This window comes from Wenyingzhuangia gilva (assembly GCF_030519655.1).
Taxonomy (GTDB): Bacteria; Bacteroidota; Bacteroidia; order Flavobacteriales; family Flavobacteriaceae; genus Wenyingzhuangia; species Wenyingzhuangia gilva.
Genome location: NZ_JAUMIT010000003.1, coordinates 298,464 through 322,371, shown reverse-complemented (window position 1 = coordinate 322,371; position 23,908 = coordinate 298,464). Strand labels below are relative to the sequence as shown.

Genomic DNA, 23,908 nt, shown 5'->3' with positions numbered 1-23,908 from the left:
GGAAATCTGGAACTTTTTGTTTTAATCTTTATAAATATCACTAGGCCAAACATCATTTGAACTATTGACATCTGGTAAAATTTTATCAGGATCAATCTCAACTGATTTTAACCTTTTAGTTGTTTTTAATAAATAATTCCAACTATCTCCTCTTTGCCATATTTCTACTGGAATATTTTTTATTTCAGTGGTATCATCATCATAAGTTACTTTTAACTTTACAGGCATTGGAAAGTCTCCTCTATTTTCTAAAACAATCACATAATCTCCTTTGTAAGGCTGAACGTATGAAATAGCTAAATCAATATTACCAGTTCCATAAAACCAACCTCTCCAAAACCAATTTAAGTTCTCTCCTGCTCCATTTTCCATCGCATTAAAAAAGTCTGATGGTTGTGGATGTTTGTATGCCCAATTTTTAATATACTGCTTAAAAGCATAATCAAAACGTTCTGGACCTAAAATATATTCTCTTAACATAATTAATCCCAAACCTGGTTTTCCATAAGCGGTGTTACCCAAATTACGAGTATTTACCACATCAGGATAAGTATCTATTCCTTCTCTATTTTTAGAATTGTAAATCCTTAAACTTTTTCTTCCTTTAATTAAATCATTTGGATACTCTCCATTGTTAAAAGCTTTGGCACTGTAGTAATTAATAAAAGTATTAAATCCTTCATCCATCCATGGATATAAACGCTCATTAGAACCCACAATCATTGGAAACCAGTTGTGTCCAAATTCATGATCTGTAACTCCCCACAAACCTCTTCCTGTACTTGTTGAGTTACAGAAACTCAATCCTGGATATTCCATTCCTCCAACATTTGAAGCTACGTTTACCGCATTTGGATATGGGTACTCAAACCATTGATTAGAATAGTTTTCAACAGAACCTTTTGTATATTCTGTTGAACGCCCCCAAGCATCATTACCCGACACTTCTTTAGGATATACAGATTGTGCCATTATAGTTTTTCCACTTGGTAAATTAATTTTTGCTGCATCCCAAACAAAAGCTTTAGAAGTGGCAAAAGCAACATCACGAGTGTTTTCCATTTTAAAATGCCAAGTAAGTGTACCATTTTGGGTTGGACGTGTTTTATCAACATCATTTACTTCCTCTGGTGTAATAATATAAACCCTATCATCACTTTTAGCCGCTTTAGCAAAACGATCTCTTTGAGTTGAAGTTAGTACTTCTTTATCATTTACCAAAGCACCAGAACCAACTACCACATAATCATAAGGAACGGTTACTTTATAATCATAATTACCATAGTCTACATAAAACTCTCCTGCTCCCAAATAAGGCTCTGTGTTCCATCCTTTAACATCATCAAAAACAGCTACTCTAGGATACCATTGTGCTAATGAGTATACAGTACCGTTTTCTGTAGTTAATCTTCCCATTCTGTCCATTCCTGATTCAGGAATTTTATAAGTAAAATCCATACTTACTGTGGCAACACCATTTTTAGCAGCAATAGGGTCGTTAAAAAACACTTGCATTCTGGTATCTGAAATTACATGCTTTGAAGAAGCCTTACTTCTTTTATTTGATTTTGCTTCAAGATTAGAAATATCACAACCACCATCTACATCACCAGAATAACGATTCCCCATAATTGGAGTGGTTAAGGTTCCTCTAGAAGTTTCTGTAAAACGATTTTGTTCTACATACATCCATATATAATTTAAATCATACGGACTATTGTTGTGATAAGTTAAGGTAACGTGACCTGTAATGGTATTTTTTTCAGGATCTAAAGTAGCTTCAATGCTATAATCAGCTTGGTTTTGCCAATATTGATCTCCTGGTTGCCCCAATGCAGATCTGTAAGGACTGCTCTGACGATACATGATAGGATTAAAATCACTTTGATTGTTAGGGATTACTTCTTGGGCTGTGACTGAGAAAACTTGCAAAGCAAATAAACCTAACACAGACCAATTCATTATTTGTTTCATAAATGTGTGGATATATAATAATTAATAAAAGACCCTAAAATTACGGTATTCATCCTAAGTTATCAAAAGAAAAGCTTGGTTAAAAAACTGTTTTTAAAACATATTTCTTAACCAAGCCTACTAAAAAATTTATAAGAAATTAGTTTAACTACATGAGCCTGCCAATGCTATCGATTTATTACTTATTGCTTTGAAAATTAAAAAGATGATATTCCCGATTAAAGAACAAACAAACATTCCTATTCCAATAGGTACTAAATCATTGGTATGAAAAACAGCTACCAAAGTTCCCGCTAAAAATCCTAATACAAATCTTGTAATTCCAATAGCAGCATTTGCCGCACCACTTACCTCTGGTTTGATGTCTAACAAAATGGCCGATCCATTTCCAAATATAAATCCTATACTACCAATAAATAATGCGATTAAAGTAAATACACTCCAAAAAGTAACCAAATCAAACAGGGTGATGATGAATAATGAAAATCCTGAAATTAACTGAATGGTAATTCCTAATTGGAATAATTTTTTAGCCTCATAAACTCTCAATAAATAGGTATTTGTGAACGATGCTACTACATTTAAAATAATACTTGTTGCAAAAATTAAAGGAAAAACACTTACCTCTACATTAAAATATTCTAAATATATAAACGAAGCACTGGTAATAAAAACATACAAACCAGATACAGGAAAACATAGTGCAAATAAGAAAATAACAGCGTTTCTATCGGACAATAATATTTTGTACTTGACCACCAATTGTTTGGCTGTTATTTTATTGGTAATACTTTCTTTATCTCTTGATTCTGGAACAAGTAAATAGAAAATAATAAACAAAACTATTGACATGGCAAACAGGAAATAAAACACCAATTTCCATCCTTGTAAGTTGATTAAAAACCCTCCTAATACAGGAGCAAACAAAGGAACCAACATCATAATCATGGCAGTAATGGTAATTAACCTAGCCACTTGTTTTCCTTTATACCAATCTCTTATAAATAAATTAGCCGTAACAGTAGCAAAACCACCTCCAAAGGCTTGAAAAAACCTAAGCACCAGAACCATTTCTATGGTGTCGCAAAAAGGAATGGATAAGGCTGAAAAACCATAAAGTCCAATTCCAGCCAATGCAATTTTTTTTCTACCAAAAGCATCAGACAAAGGACCACCAAAAAAATTACCAATGGCAAAACCTAAAAAATAAACTGTAATAATTAACTCGATAGTGTTAATTTCTACACCAAAGAAATGAGCCATTAAGGGCATTCCTGATAAAAAAGAATCTATAGCCAATGATGACAAAGCAGTAAGCGAAGCTATTAATACTGTAATCACTCCTATATTTTTGCTTTTATCTAACCTTAAACTTCTCATACCTAAAACTACTTTTATTGATGAGGACAAAGTTAGGCAGTTTACAAATGATACAGCAATACAAAAGTATACTAAAATGATACTTTTTATGGTAGTTTTCTATAGGCCAAAGGCGTAATCTGTTGATCCTTTTTAAAAAATTTGATAAAATTAGTAGTTTCTTTAAAACCCATGACATGAGCAATCTCATCTATAGAGTTTGTGGTTTGTACCAATAAAGATTTTGCTTTTAGAATTTGATAGTTTGTCAATACTTTTTTAGCTGATAATCCTGTTGTTTTTTTAACACATTCTGACAAATACAAAGGTGTGATGCCTAATAATTTAGCATAAGAAACAATACTTTTATAACTTTCATCCTCTTGTAAAATCATTTCTTCAAAATTAGAAGTAATTTCTTCGTAACGTTTTAGTTTTACATTTCCTGAATCTCCTTTTAAAATTCGGGTAATATAATTTAATAAAATCAAAAGGTATGATTGAATAATTTCTTTACACTGAGATTTATTCTCTAAACTTTCTTTATGGATATTCTCTAAAATATTTTTTATGTATAATTTCTCTTCTTGGCTAATTTTATAAACAGGCGTGGTGTTTAACTTAAAAAAAGGAAAATCTTGCTGAATATTATATTGATGTCTTTCTGGGGTAAAAAACTTAGCATTAAAAAACATTACATACCCTACAGGTCTTTTAATTCTGTTGATAGACAGCGACTGCATGGGTGATGTAAAAGTGATCGCATTATTTAAATCTTTTAAAACAGTATGTCCTATTTGAGTTTTATTTTCATTTTCTTCATAAAAAGAAATCTCAAAAAAACGCTTATAATGAGGGAAATTTTCAATTCTTTTTTCATAATCAAGTTCGTCATACCTAAAAATATAGAAATATGGAGAAACCATTTTTCTAGTCAAATTAATTTCGTCTAACAACTCTTTTATGGAATTAAAAACTTTCACTTTTTGTGTTTTACCTTCTCACAAAGGTAGCAAAACCAAAAATCCTTAAAACCATCTAAAATCTATATTTTTAACATAGTTGAATAATAGCTAACATCAATCAATTTGGATATGTTATATTTGTGACAAAACATAGGGCTTATAAAGCTTAATACTAACTGTTAATTGATTAGATGTACGCTATTCTAGACATAGAAACTACTGGAGGAAAATTTAATGAAGAAGGAATGACTGAAATAGCCATTCATAAATTTGATGGCAAAAAAGTAGTCGATAAATTTATTACTTTGGTCAATCCAGAAATTCCTATCCAACCTTTTGTAGTACAATTAACAGGAATTAACAACAAAATGTTACGCAATGCCCCTAAGTTTCATGAAATAGCCAAGCAGATTATAGAGATTACTGAAGACTGTGTTTTGGTTGCCCACAACTCAAGTTTTGATTACAGAATTTTAAGAAATGAGTTTAACCGTTTGGGCTATAATTTTGTAAAAGACACGCTTTGCACTGTAGAATTAAGTAGAAAATTAATTCCTGATCAAGAATCTTACAGTCTAGGTAAACTCTGTAAAAGTCTTGGAATTCCTATGAGTGAAAGACATAGAGCCAATGGAGATGCATTGGCAACCGTAAAGCTTTTTAAGATGTTACTCAATAAAGATGTGGATAAAACCATTATTAAAACCAACATAAAAGCAGAAGGAAAAACCAAGAGTAAATTAAGCAACCATTTCCAAAAACTATTAGATAAAGCACCAAGAAAAACAGGCGTTTTTTATATTCATAATGAAAACGGTGATATTATTTACATCGGTAAAAACAAAAACATTAGAACGGGAGTCAATCAACTATTGATGCGTAAATCCAATCGCTCTAAATCCTTACAAAAAAAGATTCACGATATTACTTTTGAAGAAACAGGAAGCTTGTTAATCTCTAGCATTAAAAGCAACCAAGCCATTGAGAAAAATCAGCCTAGGTTTAATACTATTTCTAAAAAAAACATTCCTACCACCGTTTTTAATTCAGGCAATGCCATTTTTATTGATAACGGAAGAGGAACAGCAGAAAAATCTATTTTTTTATTAGAAAATGGGCAGTTAAAAGGATATGGTTATGTGGAATTGGCTTATCAAATTACGCATATAGACATTATACGAAACTTAATTTCTCCTATAGAAGACAATCTTTATAATAGAGAACAGGTTAAAAAATATTTAGACACTGGTAAATTCAAAAAAATCATTCGTTTTGAATAAAAAAGAGCACAAAACTTGGAAAAAGAAATTACATGAAATTATTTATGAAGCAGACACCCCTGCAGGTAAATTGTTTGATGTAATCTTACTTCTTTTAATCCTAATTAGTGTTTTGGTAGTAATGCTAGAAAGTGTTGAACACTTACAAGCTGTTTATGGAACTTATTTTCAAATCATAGAATGGGTCATTACCATTTTATTTACCATTGAATATATATTAAGAGTTTCTACCGTAAAATCCCCTTTAAAATATATTTTTAGCGCTTATGGTCTAATTGATTTGGCTGCAACTTTACCTAAATATTTAGGTCTTTTTATAGGAAATACCGAAGCTTTATTAGTGTTAAGATCTTTACGTTTGCTAAGGGTTTTTACCATTTTAAAAATTGTTAGATATGTAGGAGCTTCTAACGATTTACTCAAGGCCATTAAAGCCAGTAGAGCGAAAATTGGTGTCTTTGTTTTTGCTGTCGTAGTACTTTCCATAGTACTTGGAACCATTATGTATTTAATAGAAGGAAATGCCGATAGTGGTTTTACCAGTATTCCAAGAAGTATTTATTGGATTGTGGTAACCATGACTACTGTTGGTTATGGTGATATAGCTCCAGTTACCGCTTTAGGACAATTTTTTGCCACTATTGTAATGATAATGGGATATGGAATTATTGCTGTACCCACAGGAATTGTTTCTTCTGAATACAGTGATGTGAAAAAACATAAAATAAACACACAAGTTTGTAATAATTGTAATGAAGATCATCATGGTGACCATGCAAAATATTGTCATCAATGTGGAGAAAGACTATAGATAAATGAATTATTTAATTACGGTTGTAGGCCCTACTGCTATTGGAAAAACAGCGTTAAGCATTCAATTGGCTCAACATTTTAACGCTGAAATTATTTCTTGTGATTCTAGACAATTTTTTAAAGAAATGTCTATTGGTACAGCCGTTCCTGAACCCGAAGAATTGGCTGCAGCCACGCATCATTTTATTCAGAATAAAAGCATACACGAAGCATATAGCGTTGGTCATTTTGAACGTGAAGCATTGCAAAAATTAGAGGAGCTTTTCTTAAAAAACAACATTGTAATTATGGTTGGCGGTAGCGGATTGTATGTAGATGCCGTGATAAACGGATTAGACCACTTCCCTACTATTGATGCTTCTGTTAGAGAAGAATTAAATAAAAGATTAGAAAAAGAAGGATTAGAAAGTTTACAAAATCAATTAAAAACATTAGATCCTGAAACTTACCAAGAAATAACTATTGAGAATCCTCATCGAATTATTCGTGCTTTAGAAGTTTGTATAGGAAGTGGACAAACCTATAGTTCTTTTAAAAACAAACCTAAAACACCAAGAAACTTTACTCCTATTAAAATTGGATTGACCGCTGATAGAGAAATTATTTATGATCGTATCAATCGTAGGGTTGATATTATGCTAGAAAAGGGACTTTTAAAAGAAGTTGAATCACTTTACCCTTTAAAAAATTTAAACGCCCTACAAACAGTTGGTTATAGAGAATTATTCCAATATTTAGATGGAACTATTGATTTTGATTTTGCCATTTCAGAAATCAAAAAAAACTCAAGACGTTTTGCCAAAAGACAACTCACTTGGTTTAAAAAAGATGAAAACACATGGTGGTTTGATTATATGGAAGATGTAAAAAATATTATAAACAAAATTGAAACCTCTATATAAACTTATTGCTATGAAAAAAAACAGAATTTTTATCTACTCCATAATACTTATAGGAATTATAAGTTGTAAAAAAGACAATGATGATTTTGGCATAAATAATAGTTCATTAGATTTTCAAATGAATGACTTTAGTCAATTTGAAAAGAAACTATTTGATTCTCTAGATTTTAATAAAACCAATACTTATGAAAATTTATTAAACGAAAATAAACCAATAGAAGATGACGAAGGTAATCTGTCAATTGTAGATATTAATTATGATATTATTTTATATCCTAACCCCTTTCAAGATATTGTCAATTTATCATTTAGTTATCCTCGTTCTATAATCAATACCATTATTGTAAACAATAAATACGAAAAAATCATAGAATCAAGATCTCTAAAAAATTTAAAAGTAGCATATCATTTGACCGACAAACCTTCAGGTTTCTACAGACTTTATTTTGTTCTACAAGATTCTAATTATAATATTCTTGAGTATGGAAAAGTAAATATTCATAAAAAATGATCTTTAGGATTTATTTTAGCATCTAAAAAAAACAAAAAGCTATCTAAAATTTAGATAGCTTTTTTGGTTTTTAATAATCAATAAATTTTACTCCACCGTTACAGATTTCGCTAAATTTCTTGGTTGATCTACATTACATCCTTTTAACACTGCTACGTGATAAGAGAATAATTGTAACGGAATTACAGACACAATTGGCTGTAACATATCCGACACTCTAGGCACTTTAAAAACAAAGTCTGCCGTATGAATCATTTCGCTATCATCTTCGTTTACCACAGCAATAATTGGCCCCTTACGTGCTTTTACCTCTTGTGCATTCGATACTAATTTATCGTAATATTCATTATTGGTGGCAATAATTACCGTTGGTAAAGATTCTTCAATCATGGCAATAGGTCCGTGCTTCATTTCTGCTGCTGGATATCCTTCTGCATGTATATATGAGATTTCTTTTAATTTTAAAGCTCCTTCTAAAGCAATAGGAAAGTTGATTCCTCTTCCTAAAAACAAAAAGCTTGTCGTTTTGGTATAATTTTTAGCAACACTTTTAATATGATCATCAATATTAAAAATATGATTCACCACAGAAGGAAGGGTTTTGATTTCTTCTACCAAACTATTGGCTTTTTCTTGAGTGATTTCATTTCTTTCCAATCCTAACTGAATAGCCAATAAAGAAACTACCGCAACTTGAGCCGTAAATGCTTTGGTACTGGCTACTCCAATTTCTGCTCCCGCATAAGTATAGGCTGTAAAATCACACTCTCTTGCCATAGAGGAGTTAAACACATTACAAATACAAAAAGTAGTAGCTCCTTGTGCTTTGGAATAACGTAAAGCCGCTAAAGTGTCGGCTGTCTCCCCAGACTGAGAAATAGCCATTACGATATCATCTTTGGTAATGATTGGATTTCTATATCTAAATTCTGAAGCATATTCCACTTCAACAGGAATTCTTGCCAATTCTTCAATAATATATTCTCCTACAATTCCTGCATGCCATGAAGTACCACAAGAAACAATGATAATTCTACTTGCTTTGACTAGTTTTTCTTTTAGTTCATCTAAATTCTCAAAATGAATGTTTGAGTTCTCTGTATTTAAGTGACTAAACAAAGTGTTTTTAATGGTAGAAGGTTGCTCAAAAATTTCTTTAAGCATATAATGCTCATAATCTCCTTTGCTAACCTTATCTAAATTTAAATCAAGTGTTTTAACTTTGTACTGTTTTTCAACCCCATAAATATCAGTCACTTTCATTTGCTGACCTCTTTCTAACACCACCACATCATTGTCATTTAAATAGACTAAAGATTGTGTATGTTCAATAATTGGAATGGCATCAGAAGCTACATAAAACTCATCATTTGTATCTGTTAAACCAATAGCAAGTGGACTCCCTTTACGAGTCACCACCATTTTATTAGGTTCTTTTTTATCCATAATAGCCAAAGCGTAAGCACCATTTACATTTTGCAAGGCTTTTCTTACGGCAACATCAATCGTTGTCTGATCTTTGTCTTGAATATATTGGATGTAATTCACCAAAACTTCTGTATCAGTTTGACCTAAAAAAGTAAAACCATGATCTAAAAGTTCATCTTTTAAGAATTTATAATTTTCAATAATTCCGTTATGAACCAATACTATTTCTTGATTGTTAGATTTATGAGGGTGTGCGTTTTCTTTGGTAGGTTCTCCGTGTGTAGCCCAACGAGTATGAGCAACACCAATGGTTTTACCCACTACTTTCTCATCAATACTTTCTTCAAGATTCACGACTTTTCCTGGTTGTTTGTAAACCAAAATATCACTATCTAACACCGCAATTCCTGCGCTATCGTAACCTCTATATTCTAATTTCTTTAACCCTTCAATTAAAATATTAGAAGCTTGTTTCTTCCCAATATACCCTACGATTCCACACATAATTTATCCTTTAATCTCTTTGATTTGAGCAATTATTTTAGTCCCTAACTTTTCTTTTCTGTCGATATGACTTAATATTTCTAACACCGTTGAATTACTTTCAAAAGCTCCACGAACACTCTTGAAATCTGCTAATTTTTCTTTTTCATCACCATCAGCCCCAAAACCTACATAAGAATGCAAATCAAACTCTTTACTAGCATCTTTATAAAGCATTTTATCTAAATCTACTACCGATTTCTTCCAATCATTTACAATACTAATAAAATCTTCTTGTGTAATTTCTTCAATTTTAATTTTATAAAAACTTTCAATCAATTCTACCGCCCAATTCCATTCGTATTCATAATAATGATTGTTGATTTGATTCAATTCCTCAATGACATCCTCAATCGTTTTTACTTCTAATTTTTCTACTTTATCTACAAAAAGATTCAAAGCAGATATGGGACATAATAAACCACTAACATCTATCCACTTTCCTTTTCCTATGTTTGATGTAGGTTTTAGTATTTCTCTTAACTCATCAATTGTTTTAATATTTTTATCTTCTACCCTACTTATAATAGAGTTCCCTAAAAATTTATTAATCACAATATTGTACATTTTTATTCCGTTATGTAAACTAGATTTTTTTACAACCATATCTTTATAGTTATATTCCTCTAATTTATCTCCCGAAAGCTCTAAAATAGTATTTAAGTATTTTAATCCTTCTGAAACTTTATGAATGGTATACGGACTCAACAAGTTAAAATTGATAATGTCCATTCTATTTTTTGAATGCCTATTATCTCTTTTTGGCCATTTTTGTGCATCCCTAACCGTTCCTACACTTTTTAAATTTGCTCCTGGAATTAAATACGATTTGTTTTTATCTTCTATCAAATAAGAAAATGGAAAATCTGAAGAATCTACATGTTGATAATGTCTTCCCATCACCAATGTAAAAGGACCTATTTTTGATGGCCACAATACATAAGAATCACTCGTTGTTTTAGCACCACGCTCCATAATTCCTTGATGAATTGGTCCTAACTTATACATGTGATTGCTTTGGTTTGATCCACTTCCGGCATTCATAAAAGAAAACAATCCTGCAATTAACAAGGTAGATTTATGGTGTGTAACCGTATAAGGTCCAGCAAAAATAGAACAAGCTTCTCCATTAAAACCTTGACAATTGGCGAAAAATATGGAATGTTCTATGGAATAATGCTTATCAATTAAACAACCTTGACCTATAAAACAATTGGTCAACACAGAAGAGTTATCAACCTTTGAATCACTTGAAATAATAAAATTGGTTGCCATTACTCCCGTTCCTACATAAACCTTAGATTCATTGGTAGAATTAATACTCCCATTAATTAATTTTGAGGCAGAATTGATATAAGCTCCATCGCCAATACAAACACCTTTTATGGTGTTGGCATTTAAAATTTTAACATCATTTCCAATATATCCAACAGTCGAAGTAATCGATTTTGTATATTCTTCAATCATTCGTTTTAGTTCATCAACCAAAACTGTTTTGTGTCTGTATAAAGCTAATAAGTAAGCAATTTGCGCAGATAATTGATTAAAAATAAGAATATCTCTTCCTCCTCCTTCATTAATTACATCAACACAAACGCCATTTCCAAAGCTACAAGAACCATCAACCGCAATAATATCAACATTGTCTATCAGTACATTATCACCAATATGGTAATTGGCAATGTAACTTTTAACGTTGTTAATAAAAGCATTGTCTCCAATTTTACAATTGTGTAAATGAACATTTCTAATACTGTTTTGTTTTACAATTCCACCATAAAATGTTCTATCTCCTTCAATACTACCAATGTAGTTTTCTCCAGAAAAAGTGACTGATGACATTTTTGAGACATCAGTTGTTGGTTTTATAAAAATTTTGTCCCACGCATCAGACTGACATCCTTGTTGAATAAGTTGATCAATTTCTTCTTTAGTGATACTTCTATAATTGTTCAAAAGCTTGAGTTTTCTAAGTTCATCAAATATAAAAAATTAACACAGATCATTTTTAAAAAGACTCGTCAATTCTTTACTTAAAATAGATATAATTAACGGAATGACAATCAGTAAATTCTGCAAATAAATGGCCGTTTTTATAGCAAAAACACCTAAAACCAATTATTTAACTTTTAATTAAGCTAGCTTTAACAATGATGAAATAGGTTTGTCTAATTAATTATTGTCATTTTATGCCTACCACAAAAAAGAAACACAAAAGAAAAGTAGATGTAGTCGTTGTTTCAGATATTCACTTGGGTACTTACGGATCTAGAGCAAAAGAATTACTTAACTATTTAAAAACTATTGAGCCTAAAATCTTAATTCTTAATGGAGATATTATTGATATTTGGCAGTTTAAAAAGAGTTATTTTCCTAAACCTCATATGAAAGTCATTAAATATATTACCTCTTTGGTCACCAAAGGAACAGAGGTATATTATATCACTGGAAATCATGATGAAATGCTAAGAAAATTTGTTGGTTTTCAAATAGGGAACTTTCAACTGGTAAACAAACTAGTATTAGAGTTAGATGGCAAAAAAGCTTGGTTTTTTCACGGAGATGTTTTTGATGTAACCATGCAACATTCTAAATGGTTAGCAAAATTAGGTGGTGTGGGTTATGATTTGTTAATTATGATTAACACCTTGGTGAATTGGATTAGTGAAAAAATACTTGGAAGAGGCAGAATTTCTTTTTCTAAAAAGATTAAAAACAGTGTAAAATCAGCTGTAAAACACATTAATAATTTTGAAGACACAGCTGCTGATATCGCTTTTTTAAACGAATACGATTATGTGATTTGTGGGCATATTCATCAACCACAACATAGAACTATTGTGAATGATAAAAATCAATCTGTAGAATACTTAAACTCTGGAGATTGGATTGAAAATTTAACCGCTTTAGAATACCACAAAAAAAAGTGGAAAATTTATCATTATCAAGAAGATGAAATTGCTCAAAAATTAAATCCAACTGACCACGATCATGAAAACGATTTGGGAAAAGCAGATTTAAAAAACAAAGATTTATTTCAACAATTGATGCAGGAAATGAATGTGATTGATAAAAAACTACAACCTTAATGAAAGTATTATACGCCATACAAGGTACTGGGAACGGACACTTAAGTAGAGCTAGAGATATTGTGCCTATTTTACAAAAAAAGGTGGATTTAGATATTTTAGTGAGTGGTGTACAGGCTGATGTAAAACTTCCTTTTGAGATTAAATATCAATTGCAAGGCATGAGTTTTATTTTTGGAAAAAAAGGTGGAGTTGATTTATGGAAAACCGTAAAAAATTCAGATTTTAATCAATTTAGAAAAGAGATGAACAAAATCAACATCAAACAATATGATTTGGTGATTAATGATTTTGAACCACTTTCTGCTTGGGCTGCTAAATTAAATAACATTCCCTGCGTTTCTATGAGTCACCAAGCTGCGGTAAAAGCCAAAGAAAGTCCAAAACCTAAGAAGAAAGATTTTATAGGAGAACGAATTTTAAAACGCTATGCTCCTACTGATGCTTATTATGGATTTCATTTCAAGAAATACAATTCACATATTTATACTCCAGTAATACGCAAAGAAATTAGAGACTTGAATCCTATATCTGGAGATTATTATACCGTTTATTTACCCGCTTATGGTGACAAAAAACTAATTGCTTTTTTTAATCAGTTTGAAGAAACTAATTGGCAGGTTTTTTCTAAACACACCAAAAATGCATACAAAAATGGAAATGTAATTATTGAACCTATAAATAACACCACTTTTATTAAAAGTTTTGAAAATTGTACAGGAATGATTTGTGGAGCTGGTTTTGAAACACCTGCAGAAGCTTTATATCTTAAGAAAAAGTTACTTGTTATTCCCATGAAAAACCAATACGAACAACAATGTAATGCACAAGCATTACTAGAATTAGGAGTTCCTGTAATTAAAAAGCTAAAAAACAAACACGCACAAATAGTAAAAGAATGGATTAACGAAGAACAATTTATTCCTGTTGAATACGCCGATGAAACCGAAGAAATAATTGATTTGATTTTATCTAAATATTCTTATCTTTAAAATCTAAAAATTAGCATTCCATGGAAATTGTTTCAAAAATTTTAATTCTTTTAGTTGCTATAGAACATTTATACATCATGTATTTTGAAATGTTTGCATGGGAAACCATTGGAAAAAAAACTTTTAAAACTTTACCAGAAAGTTTATTTACGCCAACCAAAGGATTGGCTGCCAACCAAGGATTGTATAACGGTTTTTTAGCGGCAGGGTTAATTTGGTCTTTATTAATTAGCAACCCAGAATGGTCTACCTATATTAGTATTTTCTTTTTAGGTTGTGTAATTGTTGCAGGTATTTACGGAGCCATCTCTGCAAGTAAAAAAATATTTGTAACGCAAGCACTTCCTGCAATTATAGCGATGATTTTTGTTTTTCTTAAATAAACTAAAACGCTAATTGCCTTATTGACTCTCCTAAAACCATCGCAACTGCGTTTCCTAAATTAAAACTTCTAATAGGTCCTGGAAAAGGAATGGTTCTTAATTGATTCGCATATTTTTCTTGAATTTCAGTCGGTAATCCTTCTGCTTCTTTTCCAAACAACAACCAATCTCCCTCTTTAAAATTTGTTTGATAAATAGAAGTTGATGCTCTAGCAGACAATAAAAACATTCTTTCTTGATCTTTGATCAACGTTATTAAATCTTCAAAAGATTCGTGAATAGTAATATCTAAATCCTTCCAATAATCTAAACCAGCTCTTTTTACTCTTGTATCTGTAATTTCAAACCCTAAAGGTTTTACCAAATGTAATTTTGCATTACATCCCACACAAAGCCTACCAATATTCCCCGTATTATTAGGTATTTGTGGATGTACCAATACAATATTTAACGAAGTATTATTACTCAATTGATTCTCTTTTTAGAAATCGCAAAACTAAACAATTTTATGAGTAATATAATTTTGGACTTAACTATTAAGTCCTTTTATTTTTTTATATATTCTATGTATTAATAATTTAGCCATAAATATTAAAAGAATTTAAAATGAAATTAGAAGATTTAGAAGGAAAAATGATAGACACAAAACAAAGTATGATTACTTTACAAGTGATGAATTATGTTGATAACCAATTAATACTTAAAATTTTATCAGATAAATTTAATATTGATTTAAGTGCTTATAAAGAATTAGAAAAAAAATGGCAAGAAGAAGCTTTGGACCTTTTAAGCACAAGAGATTAATCATGATATATTATCATTCATTATAAATAATTATAAAAAAAGAACCCCTCTTTGAAAATTAATTCAAAGAGGGGTTATCTTATTTACAAAACTTGACTTAAGCCAATCCCGTCAATACCCATTTACCAGTTTCTAATAAAGGAATGGCTTGTTTAAACTTAGTTTCTTTTTTCTCACCTGTTTGCACATTTTGAATCACCACTTTATCATTTCTACCAATTTTTGGTTGTTCTCTAACCATCGTTTCAGGTCTAGCCTGCTCTGGTGATTGAGAATTCTGAATCGCTTGTCTGTTTGCTGCCTCAGATGAGTTTAACACTTCTTGCTTAGAAATCTGAACATTTTGTTGTGTTCTTTGTTCTTTTGCTTCAGAAATTTGTTGATTGCTTTCTGGCAACTCACCTTTAAACAAGAAAGACAATACTTCTTTATTTATTTTATCCAACATCTTTTTGAACAATTCAAAAGCTTCAAACTTATAAATTAACAAAGGATCTTTTTGCTCATATGATGCATTTTGTACCGATTGTTTTAAATCATCCATTTTACGTAAATGATCTTTCCATTCATCATCAATAATAGCTAAGGTGATGTTTTTCTCGAAATCAGAAATTAACTCTGCACCTTGAGATTCGTATGATTTTTTCAAATCAGTAACCACTCTTAATGTTTTTGTACCATCACTAAAAGGAACTACAATACGCTCGTATCTATCTCCTTCGTTTTCAAATACGTTTTTAATGATTGGATAAGCTGAATTAGCATTTCTAGCCATTTTATCTGTATAGTGTTTCATCACTACATCATACAACTTATCTGACAACTCTTGTGGTTGTGTGTTCTCAAATTCTTCTTTAGTAAAAGGAGAACTCATAGAAGTGTTTAAAATCAACTCAAACTCAAAATTCTTAAAATCATTAGTTAATTTGTTATCATCTACAATGGTAGCACAAGCATCATAAATCATATTGGCAATGTCTACCTGTAAACGTTTACCATCTAAAGCGTGACGTCTTCGTTTGTAAACTACCTCACGTTGAGAGTTCATAATATCATCATACTCTAACAAACGCTTACGAATACCAAAGTTGTTTTCTTCTACTTTTTTCTGAGCTCTTTCAATAGACTTGGTAATCATAGAATGTTGAATTACTTCCCCCTCTTCTAATCCCATTCTGTCCATCATTTTGGCAATTCTATCAGAACCAAACAAACGCATTAAATTATCTTCTAAAGACACGTAGAATTGAGAAGAACCAACATCTCCTTGACGACCTGCACGACCACGTAACTGACGGTCTACACGACGAGAATCATGACGTTCTGTACCAATAATAGCCAAACCTCCGGCTGCTTTTACTTCTTCAGACAATTTAATATCGGTACCACGACCAGCCATGTTTGTTGCAATGGTTACAATTCCTGGTTTCCCTGCTTCAGCAACAATATCAGCCTCTTTTTTATGTAATTTTGCGTTTAATACATTGTGCTTAATTTTTCTGATAGATAACATTCTACCTAATAATTCAGAAATTTCTACAGAAGTAGTACCTACCAAAACAGGTCTACCTGCCTCTACAAGTTTTACAATATCTTCTATAACCGCATTGTACTTTTCACGCTGTGTTTTGTAAATTAAATCTTCTTTATCTTCTCTTGCAATTGGTTTGTTAGTTGGGATTTCAACCACATCTAACTCATAAATTTGCCAAAATTCTCCAGCTTCTGTAACCGCAGTACCTGTCATTCCTGAAAGTTTACGGTACATTCTAAAGTAATTTTGTAAAGTTACTGTTGCATACGTTTGAGAAGCCGCTTCAATTTTCACATTCTCTTTGGCTTCAATGGCTTGATGTAAACCATCAGAGTAACGACGACCTTCCATGATACGTCCAGTTTGCTCATCAACAATTTTTACCTTGTTATCCATCACCACGTACTCTGTATCTTTTTCGAACAAAGTATATGCTTTCAATAATTGATTTAAAGTATGAATTCTTTCACTCTTAATACTAAAATCTCTATATAACTCTTCTTTTCGAGCTACCTTCTCTTCTTCTGAAATATCTTGTTTATCAAGTTCTCCAATTTTTACTCCAATATCTGGTAATACAAAAAAGTCTCCACCTTCTTCTCCTGATAAAGTAGCAATTCCTTTTTCTGTTAACTCAATAGAATTATTTTTTTCTTCAATCACAAAATACAATTCCTTATCTACAGCTGGCATTTCTTTATTGTTATCTGCCATGTAGTAATTTTCAGTTTTTTGCAATAATTGCTTAATTCCTTCTTGAGACAAGAATTTAATCAACGCTTTATTTTTTGGTAAACCTCTGTAAACTCTTAACAATTGAAAAGCACCTTCTTTGGTATCTCCTTCTTTGATTAATTTTTTAGCATTGGCTAAAACACTCACCAAATATTGACTTTGTAATTTAACAATATCAGCTACCTTAGGCTTTAACTCGTTAAATTCATGTCTGTCTCCATCTTGAACTTGTCCTGAAACAATTAATGGCGTACGAGCATCATCAATTAAAACAGAATCCACCTCATCTACAATGGCATAATTTGGTTTGCGTTGTACCAAATCTTCCATGGTACTAGCCATATTATCACGTAAATAATCAAAACCAAACTCGTTGTTGGTTCCATAAGTAATATCTGCATTATAGGCTGCTCTTCTCTCTGGAGAATTAGATCTATGATTATCTATACAGTCAATAGTCAATCCATGAAATTGGAACAAAGGTGCCATCCACGCACTATCACGTTTTGCTAAATAATCGTTTACGGTTACTACATGTACTCCTTTACCTGATAAAGCATTTAAGTAAATTGGTAAAGTTGCTACTAATGTTTTTCCTTCCCCTGTCATCATCTCAGCAATTTTACCTTGATGCAAAACAGAACCTCCAATTAACTGAACGTCGTAATGAACCATATTCCAAGTAACTTGTGTACCAGAAGCATCCCAGGAATTGTACCAAATGGCCTTATCTTCTCCAACTAACTCTACATATGCATTGTTTGCTGATAATTCCCTATCATAAGCATTAGCAGTTACTTCTATTTGGGTATTTTCTGTAAACCTTCTTGCTGTTTCTTTAATCACAGCAAAAGCCTCTGCTTGAATTTGATTTAGTACTTTTTCAGAAGCTTCATAAGCCTGATCTTGTAAAATGTCTATTTGGTTGTAAATAGCTTCTTTTTCATCTATAGCAGCCAATTTTGCTTTTTCTTCTAAAGCAGTAATTTCATCTTCTATAGACTTTGTTTCTTTGGCTATTAAATCTTTAAAATCAACTGTTTTCGCCCTTAATTCATCAATGGTTAATTTTTTAAAAGCTTCTTCAAAAGCTCTTACTTCACTAACAATTGGTTGTAATAATTTTAAATCTTTCTGTTGTTTGTCTCCAACAAATACTTTTAATACTGAGTCTAATATGCCCATCATTTATTGTTTTATGTCTCAAAAATAAATAAAAAAAAAGCCTCTAATGAGACTTTTTCTTTATTTAATATTCAAATATTTTAATATTCTTCCTCGTTCCAAAGATAATCTTCTTCAGTAGGATAATCTGGCCAAATTTCTACAATATCATCGTAGATTTCACCTTCATCCTCTAAACTTTGTAAATTCTCTACAACTTCTAATGGAGCTCCGGTTCTAATTGCAAAATCTATCAATTCATCTTTTGAAGCTGGCCAAGGTGCATCTGCTAAATAATTAGCTAATTCTAAAGTCCAATACATTTTTTATCAAATTATAATTATTGCAAAAATAATTTTTTAATTAAAAAAGTCAAGTTTTTTTTAGTCTTTTAAAGAACTTATTTATTTTTTGATGGAATCCACTTGGTTTCAACCACCTGTAACTGTTTAGACAACATTCGTGCCAACACAAATAAATAGTCTGATAGTCTATTTAAATACTGAAGGATACCTGAATTGACAGTCTCCACAGACTGTAACAAAACACAGATACGCTCTGCCCTACGACAGATTGTACGGGCGATGTGACAATGTGACACCGTAGTATTTCCTCCTGGTAAAATAAAATGTGTCATGGGTTCTAATTGACTATCAAGTACATCAATTTCTTTTTCTAAAACGGCCACTTCATTTTCACCAAAAACATCTAATTTCAACCTATTTTTACCATTTTTTAGTGTTTCGCTCTCTTCTGGAGTAGCTAAAAAAGCACCAACAACAAATAATTCTTGCTGAATGTTGGTTAAAAAAGTTTTATGATGTTGATCTATTTCTTGATCTCTTAACAATCCAATATAAGAATTTAATTCATCAACCGTTCCGTAAGCATCAATTCTAATATGTGATTTAGAAACTCTTTTTCCTCCAAACAAAGAAGTTTCTCCTTCATCACCAGTTTTTGTGTAAATCTTCATGTTTAAAATCTAATTTTAAAATGTTCTTTTTCTTGTTCTTTTCTAAAAAAAACCAATCCCCATTGAAACAAATCTACCGTAACTTTTACTTCAGCATGATTTTTAATTTCTTCCCAAGCTTGTTCCATATCGTTTGACCAATAAATGTCATCAAAAATAAAAACCGAATCATTGTGTTTTGCTTTTAAACATTCTTTAAAATATTTTAAAGTTGCTTCTTTTTGATGATTTCCATCAAAATAAATTAAATCGTATTTTTTGACAGACAATAAGGGTAACAAATCTGAAAAATCGCCACAATATGTGGTAATTTGATCTTGATTAAAATATTTTTTGAATTGTTTCTCTGCTATATTTAAAGTTTTGTCACATCCTTCAATAGTATCAACCTTAATATTTATGTTGTTAAAGCACATTGATGCTGTTCCCAAACCTACAGAAGTACCAAGTTCTAAGGCATAGTTTATGTTTAAATGATTGACGAGCCTATTTAGTAGTAAAGCATATTTTTTTGAAACACTAACCTTACTAACCAAATCGGACACCTTTCTTTTGTTATCTTTAAAGACCTTAGAACCAGCTCCAAAATCAGTAATGGTGATTTCAGTATGATTATTTTCGAGGATTTTTTTATAATATTCAAATTCGTTTAATACCGAAGAAGAAGTTTTTTTGTAAATGCACTCAGTCACCAAACGATATACAAATGGAGAATGTACCCCATGTTGGTTGGTCGCTTTTGTTAAGAATTTTATATATTTTTTAACCATATATCACAATAAAACAGGCGTAAAAGTAAAGCAAATTAAAATTAGATACTCAATTTTATAGTTTTATATTTGTGCTTAGAGCCATTATTTTAGTTAAATGAAAAAACTCCTTATCGCCTTTCTATCTTTAAGTTTTTTAATTTCTTGTGTTAGTAACAAAAGAACAACCTATTTACAAGGAAGTACTTCTGATGAAATTTACAATTTACAACACAAAACTTTTAAAACTCAAGTAAATGATATCCTTATTATTAAAGTCTCTTCTAAAGATAAAGAATTAACAGAGTTTTTTAATTCTTTGGCCAACAGTGGACAACAATCTAATGGAGTTAACAATATAAATCCTTATTTATCTGGATATAGAATAGATCCACATGGAAACATTAGACTTCCTTATATTGGAGAAATGAATGTTCTTGGCTTTACAATAGATGAAATTAGAGTTCATATTGAAAAAGAATTAGCTAAATATATTCAAAATACAGATAGCTTTTTTGTAGAAGTAAAATATGCTGGAATAAAATATACGATTCTTGGACAAATAGGAAAACCTGGAACCAATTACTTAATGCAATACGAAGCCAATATTATTGATGCCATTGCAAACTCAGGTGATGTTACAGAATATGGTAACAGAACCAATGTAGAAGTCATTAGACAAGAAGAAGATGGTTTAAAAAAATATGAGGTTGACCTTACTGATATCAACACTTTTAATTCTGATGTTTTTTTAATTAAAAACAACGATATCATTAACATCAAACCTATTAAACAAAAGCCTATTGGTGTAGGAACTACAGGTCTAAGTGTGTTTAACACTATTTTATCAACTTTTACCGTTGCAGTCACTACATTTTTATTCATTAATTCATTATAAAACAAGTTAATGTCTACAAAAAACTTAAAAGATTTTACCAAGGATTTTGGATCTATTGATATTAAAAGTTATTTACTAAAAGTTTTTAGCTACTGGAAACTCTTTGTACTATCGGTTGTGATATCGTTAGCTTTTGCTAAATATAAAAACATGATGGGTACAGATACTTATAAAATCAATAGTTTAATTACCATTGATGAAAAAACCAACCCAATGCTTTCTGCTAGCACCAATATTTCTTTTAAATGGGGAGGAGCAAGTGATATGGTTGAATCTATAAAAGCTGATTTTAAATCTAGAACTCACAACGAAAAAGTAGTTTCAACATTACAGTTTTACATCAACTATTTAAAGAAAGAAAAAATACTTTTAGAAACTAGATATAAAGACATATATGGCTATACACCTTTTGTTATTAAAATCAACAATCCAAAAAGTTATCAAGTACAAGGGAATAAAATTCAATTGATTTTTACTGATGAAAAAACAGTAGAAATTTCTTTAGATTTAAAAGATCAAGAAAGTACCCTTAATCTATATAATTACTCAAATCACACATCTAAGTCTATTGATTTAAATACTCAAAACTATACTCAGTCCTTTAATATTACTAAAAGTATTGTTACTCCTTTTTGTGAGTTTGATTTGCATTTGGTTAACAAACCAATATTAAATACCCCTTATTACATTAGTTTTAGTTCTTTTAATGGAACAGTAGCTACTTACAAAAATATTGATATCAATACAGCTGTAATGGGTACATCACTTTTAAACTTAAGTTTACAAGGAGCAAATAAAAAACGCTTGATTGATTATATCAATAAAACTATTTATGTACTTGGAGAAGCAGAAAAAGAAACCAAAATTGAATATGCTGTAAAAACCAAAAACTTTATTGATTCTTTATTTTATGTGGAGTCTGACAAGTTAAAAGAATTAGAAAATCAATTGATTAGTTTTAAATCTAAAAATGCCCTTAATTTATCTAGTGAAGGAGAACAAGCTTATCAAGAAATATTAGATTACACCAATCAGCAAAAGGAAATAAAAAACAATACAGAATTATTGCTAAGACTTAAAAATAATGCGCTTACTAATGATGTTGATATTAAAAACATTCCTTTAACGGAACTGGGAGATGTTGGATTACAAACCAATATTGCAGAATTGATTAACTTTTTGTTGCTAAAACAGAAATTGCTATCTAACCATATCTACCCTACACATCCTGAGTTTATAGAACTAGAAAATAAAATAAAACTTTCTAAGCAAAATATTAAAAGTAGAATTGATGCTTTGATTGAATACAACGGAATTAAAGCTCGTAAAATTACTGAAGAACTAAATAGAATTAAAACTTCTATTAAGGATTTACCTCTTAAGGAATATCAATTAATTCAGTTAGAAAAAAACTACTCTATTTCTGAAAGCAACTACAATCTTTTAAAACAAAAAAGTTATGATGCCGGAGCTGCCATTGCAGCAAATTCATCAAGTATAAAAATTATTGACAACGCAAAAGATATTGGTCAAGGACCTTTGGCAAAAAAATCATCATTTAATTATATTGTTGCTATTTTACTAGCCATTATACTACCGTTAATTTTTATTACTATTATAGAAGCTTTAGATGACAATATTTATACCGTAGAACAATTAGAGCGTTTATACCATATTCCTGTATTAGGGGTTGTTGGTAAAAATAATAACAAATCTAATTTGGTGTTGTATCACAGTCCAAAATCATCTGTGTCAGAATCTTACCGAGCATTAAGATCTAACATCCCTTACTTATTTCACAAAGAAGATTTAAAGAAACCTAATAAAACCATTTTATGTACCTCATCAATTAGTGGTGAAGGGAAAACAGTAACCTCTATGAACATTGCAAGTTCTTTTGCTATGAGTGGTAAAAAAACCATCCTTCTAGGGTTTGATTTAAGAAAACCTAAAATTCATAGAGATTTTAATTTAGAGAATGAATTTGGATTGGTAGATTATATTATTGGTCAACAATCTTTAGAAGAAGTAACACAAAAAACGGAGATAGAAAATCTTGATATTATTATTACTGGAACTATTCCTCCTAACCCATCGGAATTAATTTTGAGTCAGGCTACAAAAGACTTATTCTTAAATTTAAAGCGAAAATACGATTATATCATTATTGATACTCCGCCTATTGGACTCGTTTCTGATGCTTTAGATTTGATGGATTATGCTGATGCCAATATTTATGTTACTAGGCAAGGGTACACTAAAAAAGGAATGATGAAAATGATTGATCAAAAATATACAAACAATGAAGTAAAAAACATTGCTTTTATCATTAATGATTTTGCTCAAACTTCTAAATATGGCTACAGATACGGATATGGTTACGGTTACGGTTACGGATCTTATTCATATGGACATCATACCGATGAAAAATTATCATTAAGAACTCGTATTAAAAACATTCTTAATCCTAAAAAAGGAATATAAATGAAGTTAAACTTAAAAAACAAAAAAATAATAGGGCCAATTGTTATTGTCATCTTTATTATTTGGATGCTCTTTTTTGACTCTAACTCTTATTTGTATCAACTAGAATACAACCGAGAAATTAATAAATTAGAAAAGTCTATTGAGTTTTATAAATCAGAAATTAAAAAAAATAGAAAAACAATAGAAGAACATGCCGTGCAAAAAAACATCAATAATTATGCACGAGAAAAATACCATTACAAAAAAGATGATGAGTATTTATATTTAATTGAATATGATACCATAGATTAAAAAAAAAGAGCTTTCTAAAATTAGAAAGCTC

The 23,908-nt window shown here is 30.5% G+C and carries 21 protein-coding genes; 11 read left to right on the top strand and 10 right to left on the bottom strand.

Annotated elements, in window-relative coordinates; genetic code table 11:
- Nucleotides 1–21 precede the first annotated feature (21 nt).
- The 3 genes from QVZ41_RS08445 to QVZ41_RS08435 form a co-directional block, all read right to left on the bottom strand.
- Nucleotides 22–1,974 (bottom strand): M1 family metallopeptidase, encoded by a 1,953-nt coding sequence (locus QVZ41_RS08445; RefSeq protein WP_302884123.1) that lies wholly within the window; start codon nt 1,972–1,974, stop codon nt 22–24.
- 144 nt (nt 1,975–2,118) lie between these two features.
- Nucleotides 2,119–3,354 (bottom strand): multidrug effflux MFS transporter, encoded by a 1,236-nt coding sequence (locus QVZ41_RS08440; RefSeq protein ID WP_302884122.1) that lies wholly within the window; start codon nt 3,352–3,354, stop codon nt 2,119–2,121.
- Nucleotides 3,355–3,440: 86 nt separating this feature from the next.
- Nucleotides 3,441–4,316 carry a helix-turn-helix domain-containing protein gene (locus tag QVZ41_RS08435; RefSeq protein WP_302884121.1) on the bottom strand — a complete coding sequence of 292 codons (876 nt, stop codon included), beginning with the start codon at nt 4,314–4,316 and terminating at the stop codon, nt 3,441–3,443.
- Nucleotides 4,317–4,489: 173 nt separating this feature from the next.
- On the opposite strand from QVZ41_RS08435, the gene QVZ41_RS08430 reads away from it, so the two are divergent.
- Genes QVZ41_RS08430 through QVZ41_RS08415 form a run of 4 tightly spaced genes read left to right on the top strand, consistent with a single transcriptional unit; the run spans nt 4,490 to nt 7,804 of the window.
- The gene (locus QVZ41_RS08430) at nt 4,490–5,578 is read left to right on the top strand and encodes an exonuclease domain-containing protein (RefSeq protein ID WP_302884120.1); all 1,089 of its coding nucleotides are present in this window, start codon (nt 4,490–4,492) and stop codon (nt 5,576–5,578) included.
- Entirely contained in the window at nt 5,571–6,389 is an 819-nt protein-coding gene (locus QVZ41_RS08425; RefSeq protein WP_302884119.1) for an ion transporter, read from the top strand. The genes QVZ41_RS08430 and QVZ41_RS08425 overlap by 8 nt, the downstream gene beginning before the upstream one ends.
- A 4-nt stretch (nt 6,390–6,393) precedes the next feature.
- Nucleotides 6,394–7,293 carry a tRNA (adenosine(37)-N6)-dimethylallyltransferase MiaA gene (miaA, locus tag QVZ41_RS08420; RefSeq protein WP_302884118.1) on the top strand — a complete coding sequence of 300 codons (900 nt, stop codon included), beginning with the start codon at nt 6,394–6,396 and terminating at the stop codon, nt 7,291–7,293.
- A gap of 10 nt (nt 7,294–7,303) precedes the next feature.
- Nucleotides 7,304–7,804, top strand: coding sequence for a hypothetical protein (locus QVZ41_RS08415; protein WP_302884117.1), 501 nt, complete (start codon nt 7,304–7,306; stop codon nt 7,802–7,804).
- A gap of 87 nt (nt 7,805–7,891) precedes the next feature.
- Here QVZ41_RS08415 and glmS read toward each other — a convergent pair whose 3' ends face one another.
- Both glmS and QVZ41_RS08405 read right to left on the bottom strand, forming a co-directional pair.
- Nucleotides 7,892–9,736: a glutamine--fructose-6-phosphate transaminase (isomerizing) gene (gene glmS / locus QVZ41_RS08410; protein ID WP_302884116.1), complete on the bottom strand. Its 1,845-nt coding sequence runs from the start codon at nt 9,734–9,736 to the stop codon at nt 7,892–7,894.
- A 3-nt stretch (nt 9,737–9,739) separates the two neighbouring features.
- Complete coding sequence (locus QVZ41_RS08405) at nt 9,740–11,731, bottom strand: DUF4954 family protein (RefSeq protein WP_302884115.1); 1,992 nt, start codon at nt 11,729–11,731, stop codon at nt 9,740–9,742.
- Nucleotides 11,732–11,964: 233 nt separating this feature from the next.
- On the opposite strand from QVZ41_RS08405, the gene QVZ41_RS08400 reads away from it, so the two are divergent.
- Genes QVZ41_RS08400 through QVZ41_RS08390 form a run of 3 tightly spaced genes read left to right on the top strand, consistent with a single transcriptional unit; the run spans nt 11,965 to nt 14,239 of the window.
- Nucleotides 11,965–12,864 (top strand): UDP-2,3-diacylglucosamine diphosphatase, encoded by a 900-nt coding sequence (locus QVZ41_RS08400; RefSeq protein WP_302884114.1) that lies wholly within the window; start codon nt 11,965–11,967, stop codon nt 12,862–12,864.
- Nucleotides 12,864–13,856: a glycosyltransferase family protein gene (locus QVZ41_RS08395; RefSeq protein ID WP_302884113.1), complete on the top strand. Its 993-nt coding sequence runs from the start codon at nt 12,864–12,866 to the stop codon at nt 13,854–13,856. The genes QVZ41_RS08400 and QVZ41_RS08395 overlap by 1 nt, the downstream gene beginning before the upstream one ends.
- 20 nt (nt 13,857–13,876) lie before the next feature.
- The gene (locus QVZ41_RS08390) at nt 13,877–14,239 is read left to right on the top strand and encodes a DUF1304 domain-containing protein (RefSeq protein ID WP_302884112.1); all 363 of its coding nucleotides are present in this window, start codon (nt 13,877–13,879) and stop codon (nt 14,237–14,239) included.
- 1 nt (nt 14,240) lies between these two features.
- Here QVZ41_RS08390 and QVZ41_RS08385 read toward each other — a convergent pair whose 3' ends face one another.
- The gene (locus QVZ41_RS08385) at nt 14,241–14,708 is read right to left on the bottom strand and encodes a tRNA (cytidine(34)-2'-O)-methyltransferase (protein ID WP_302884111.1); all 468 of its coding nucleotides are present in this window, start codon (nt 14,706–14,708) and stop codon (nt 14,241–14,243) included.
- A gap of 137 nt (nt 14,709–14,845) precedes the next feature.
- Here QVZ41_RS08385 and QVZ41_RS08380 point away from each other — a divergent pair, with 137 nt between their 5' ends.
- Nucleotides 14,846–15,043 (top strand): hypothetical protein, encoded by a 198-nt coding sequence (locus QVZ41_RS08380; RefSeq protein ID WP_302884110.1) that lies wholly within the window; start codon nt 14,846–14,848, stop codon nt 15,041–15,043.
- A 97-nt stretch (nt 15,044–15,140) separates the two neighbouring features.
- Here QVZ41_RS08380 and secA read toward each other — a convergent pair whose 3' ends face one another.
- From secA to QVZ41_RS08360, 4 genes are all read right to left on the bottom strand, one after another.
- A complete protein-coding gene (gene secA / locus QVZ41_RS08375; protein ID WP_302884109.1) occupies nt 15,141–18,497 on the bottom strand; it encodes a preprotein translocase subunit SecA in 3,357 nt (1,118 codons plus the stop codon).
- An 80-nt stretch (nt 18,498–18,577) separates the two neighbouring features.
- Nucleotides 18,578–18,799, bottom strand: a complete 222-nt coding sequence (locus tag QVZ41_RS08370) for a DUF2795 domain-containing protein (protein ID WP_068825177.1) — start codon at nt 18,797–18,799, stop codon at nt 18,578–18,580.
- Between the two features lie 77 nt (nt 18,800–18,876).
- Nucleotides 18,877–19,452, bottom strand: coding sequence for a cob(I)yrinic acid a,c-diamide adenosyltransferase (locus QVZ41_RS08365; protein ID WP_302884108.1), 576 nt, complete (start codon nt 19,450–19,452; stop codon nt 18,877–18,879).
- Between the two features lie 2 nt (nt 19,453–19,454).
- On the bottom strand, nt 19,455–20,222 hold the full coding sequence (locus QVZ41_RS08360) for an O-methyltransferase (protein WP_302884107.1): 768 nt from the start codon (nt 20,220–20,222) through the stop codon (nt 19,455–19,457).
- 97 nt (nt 20,223–20,319) lie between these two features.
- Here QVZ41_RS08360 and QVZ41_RS08355 point away from each other — a divergent pair, with 97 nt between their 5' ends.
- Genes QVZ41_RS08355 through QVZ41_RS08345 form a run of 3 tightly spaced genes read left to right on the top strand, consistent with a single transcriptional unit; the run spans nt 20,320 to nt 23,877 of the window.
- Nucleotides 20,320–21,099, top strand: a complete 780-nt coding sequence (locus tag QVZ41_RS08355; protein WP_302884106.1) for a polysaccharide biosynthesis/export family protein — start codon at nt 20,320–20,322, stop codon at nt 21,097–21,099.
- Nucleotides 21,100–21,108: 9 nt separating this feature from the next.
- Nucleotides 21,109–23,583, top strand: a complete 2,475-nt coding sequence (locus QVZ41_RS08350; RefSeq protein WP_302884105.1) for a polysaccharide biosynthesis tyrosine autokinase — start codon at nt 21,109–21,111, stop codon at nt 23,581–23,583.
- Nucleotides 23,584–23,877 carry an FtsB family cell division protein gene (locus tag QVZ41_RS08345; RefSeq protein WP_302884104.1) on the top strand — a complete coding sequence of 98 codons (294 nt, stop codon included), beginning with the start codon at nt 23,584–23,586 and terminating at the stop codon, nt 23,875–23,877.
- Nucleotides 23,878–23,908 lie beyond the last annotated feature (31 nt).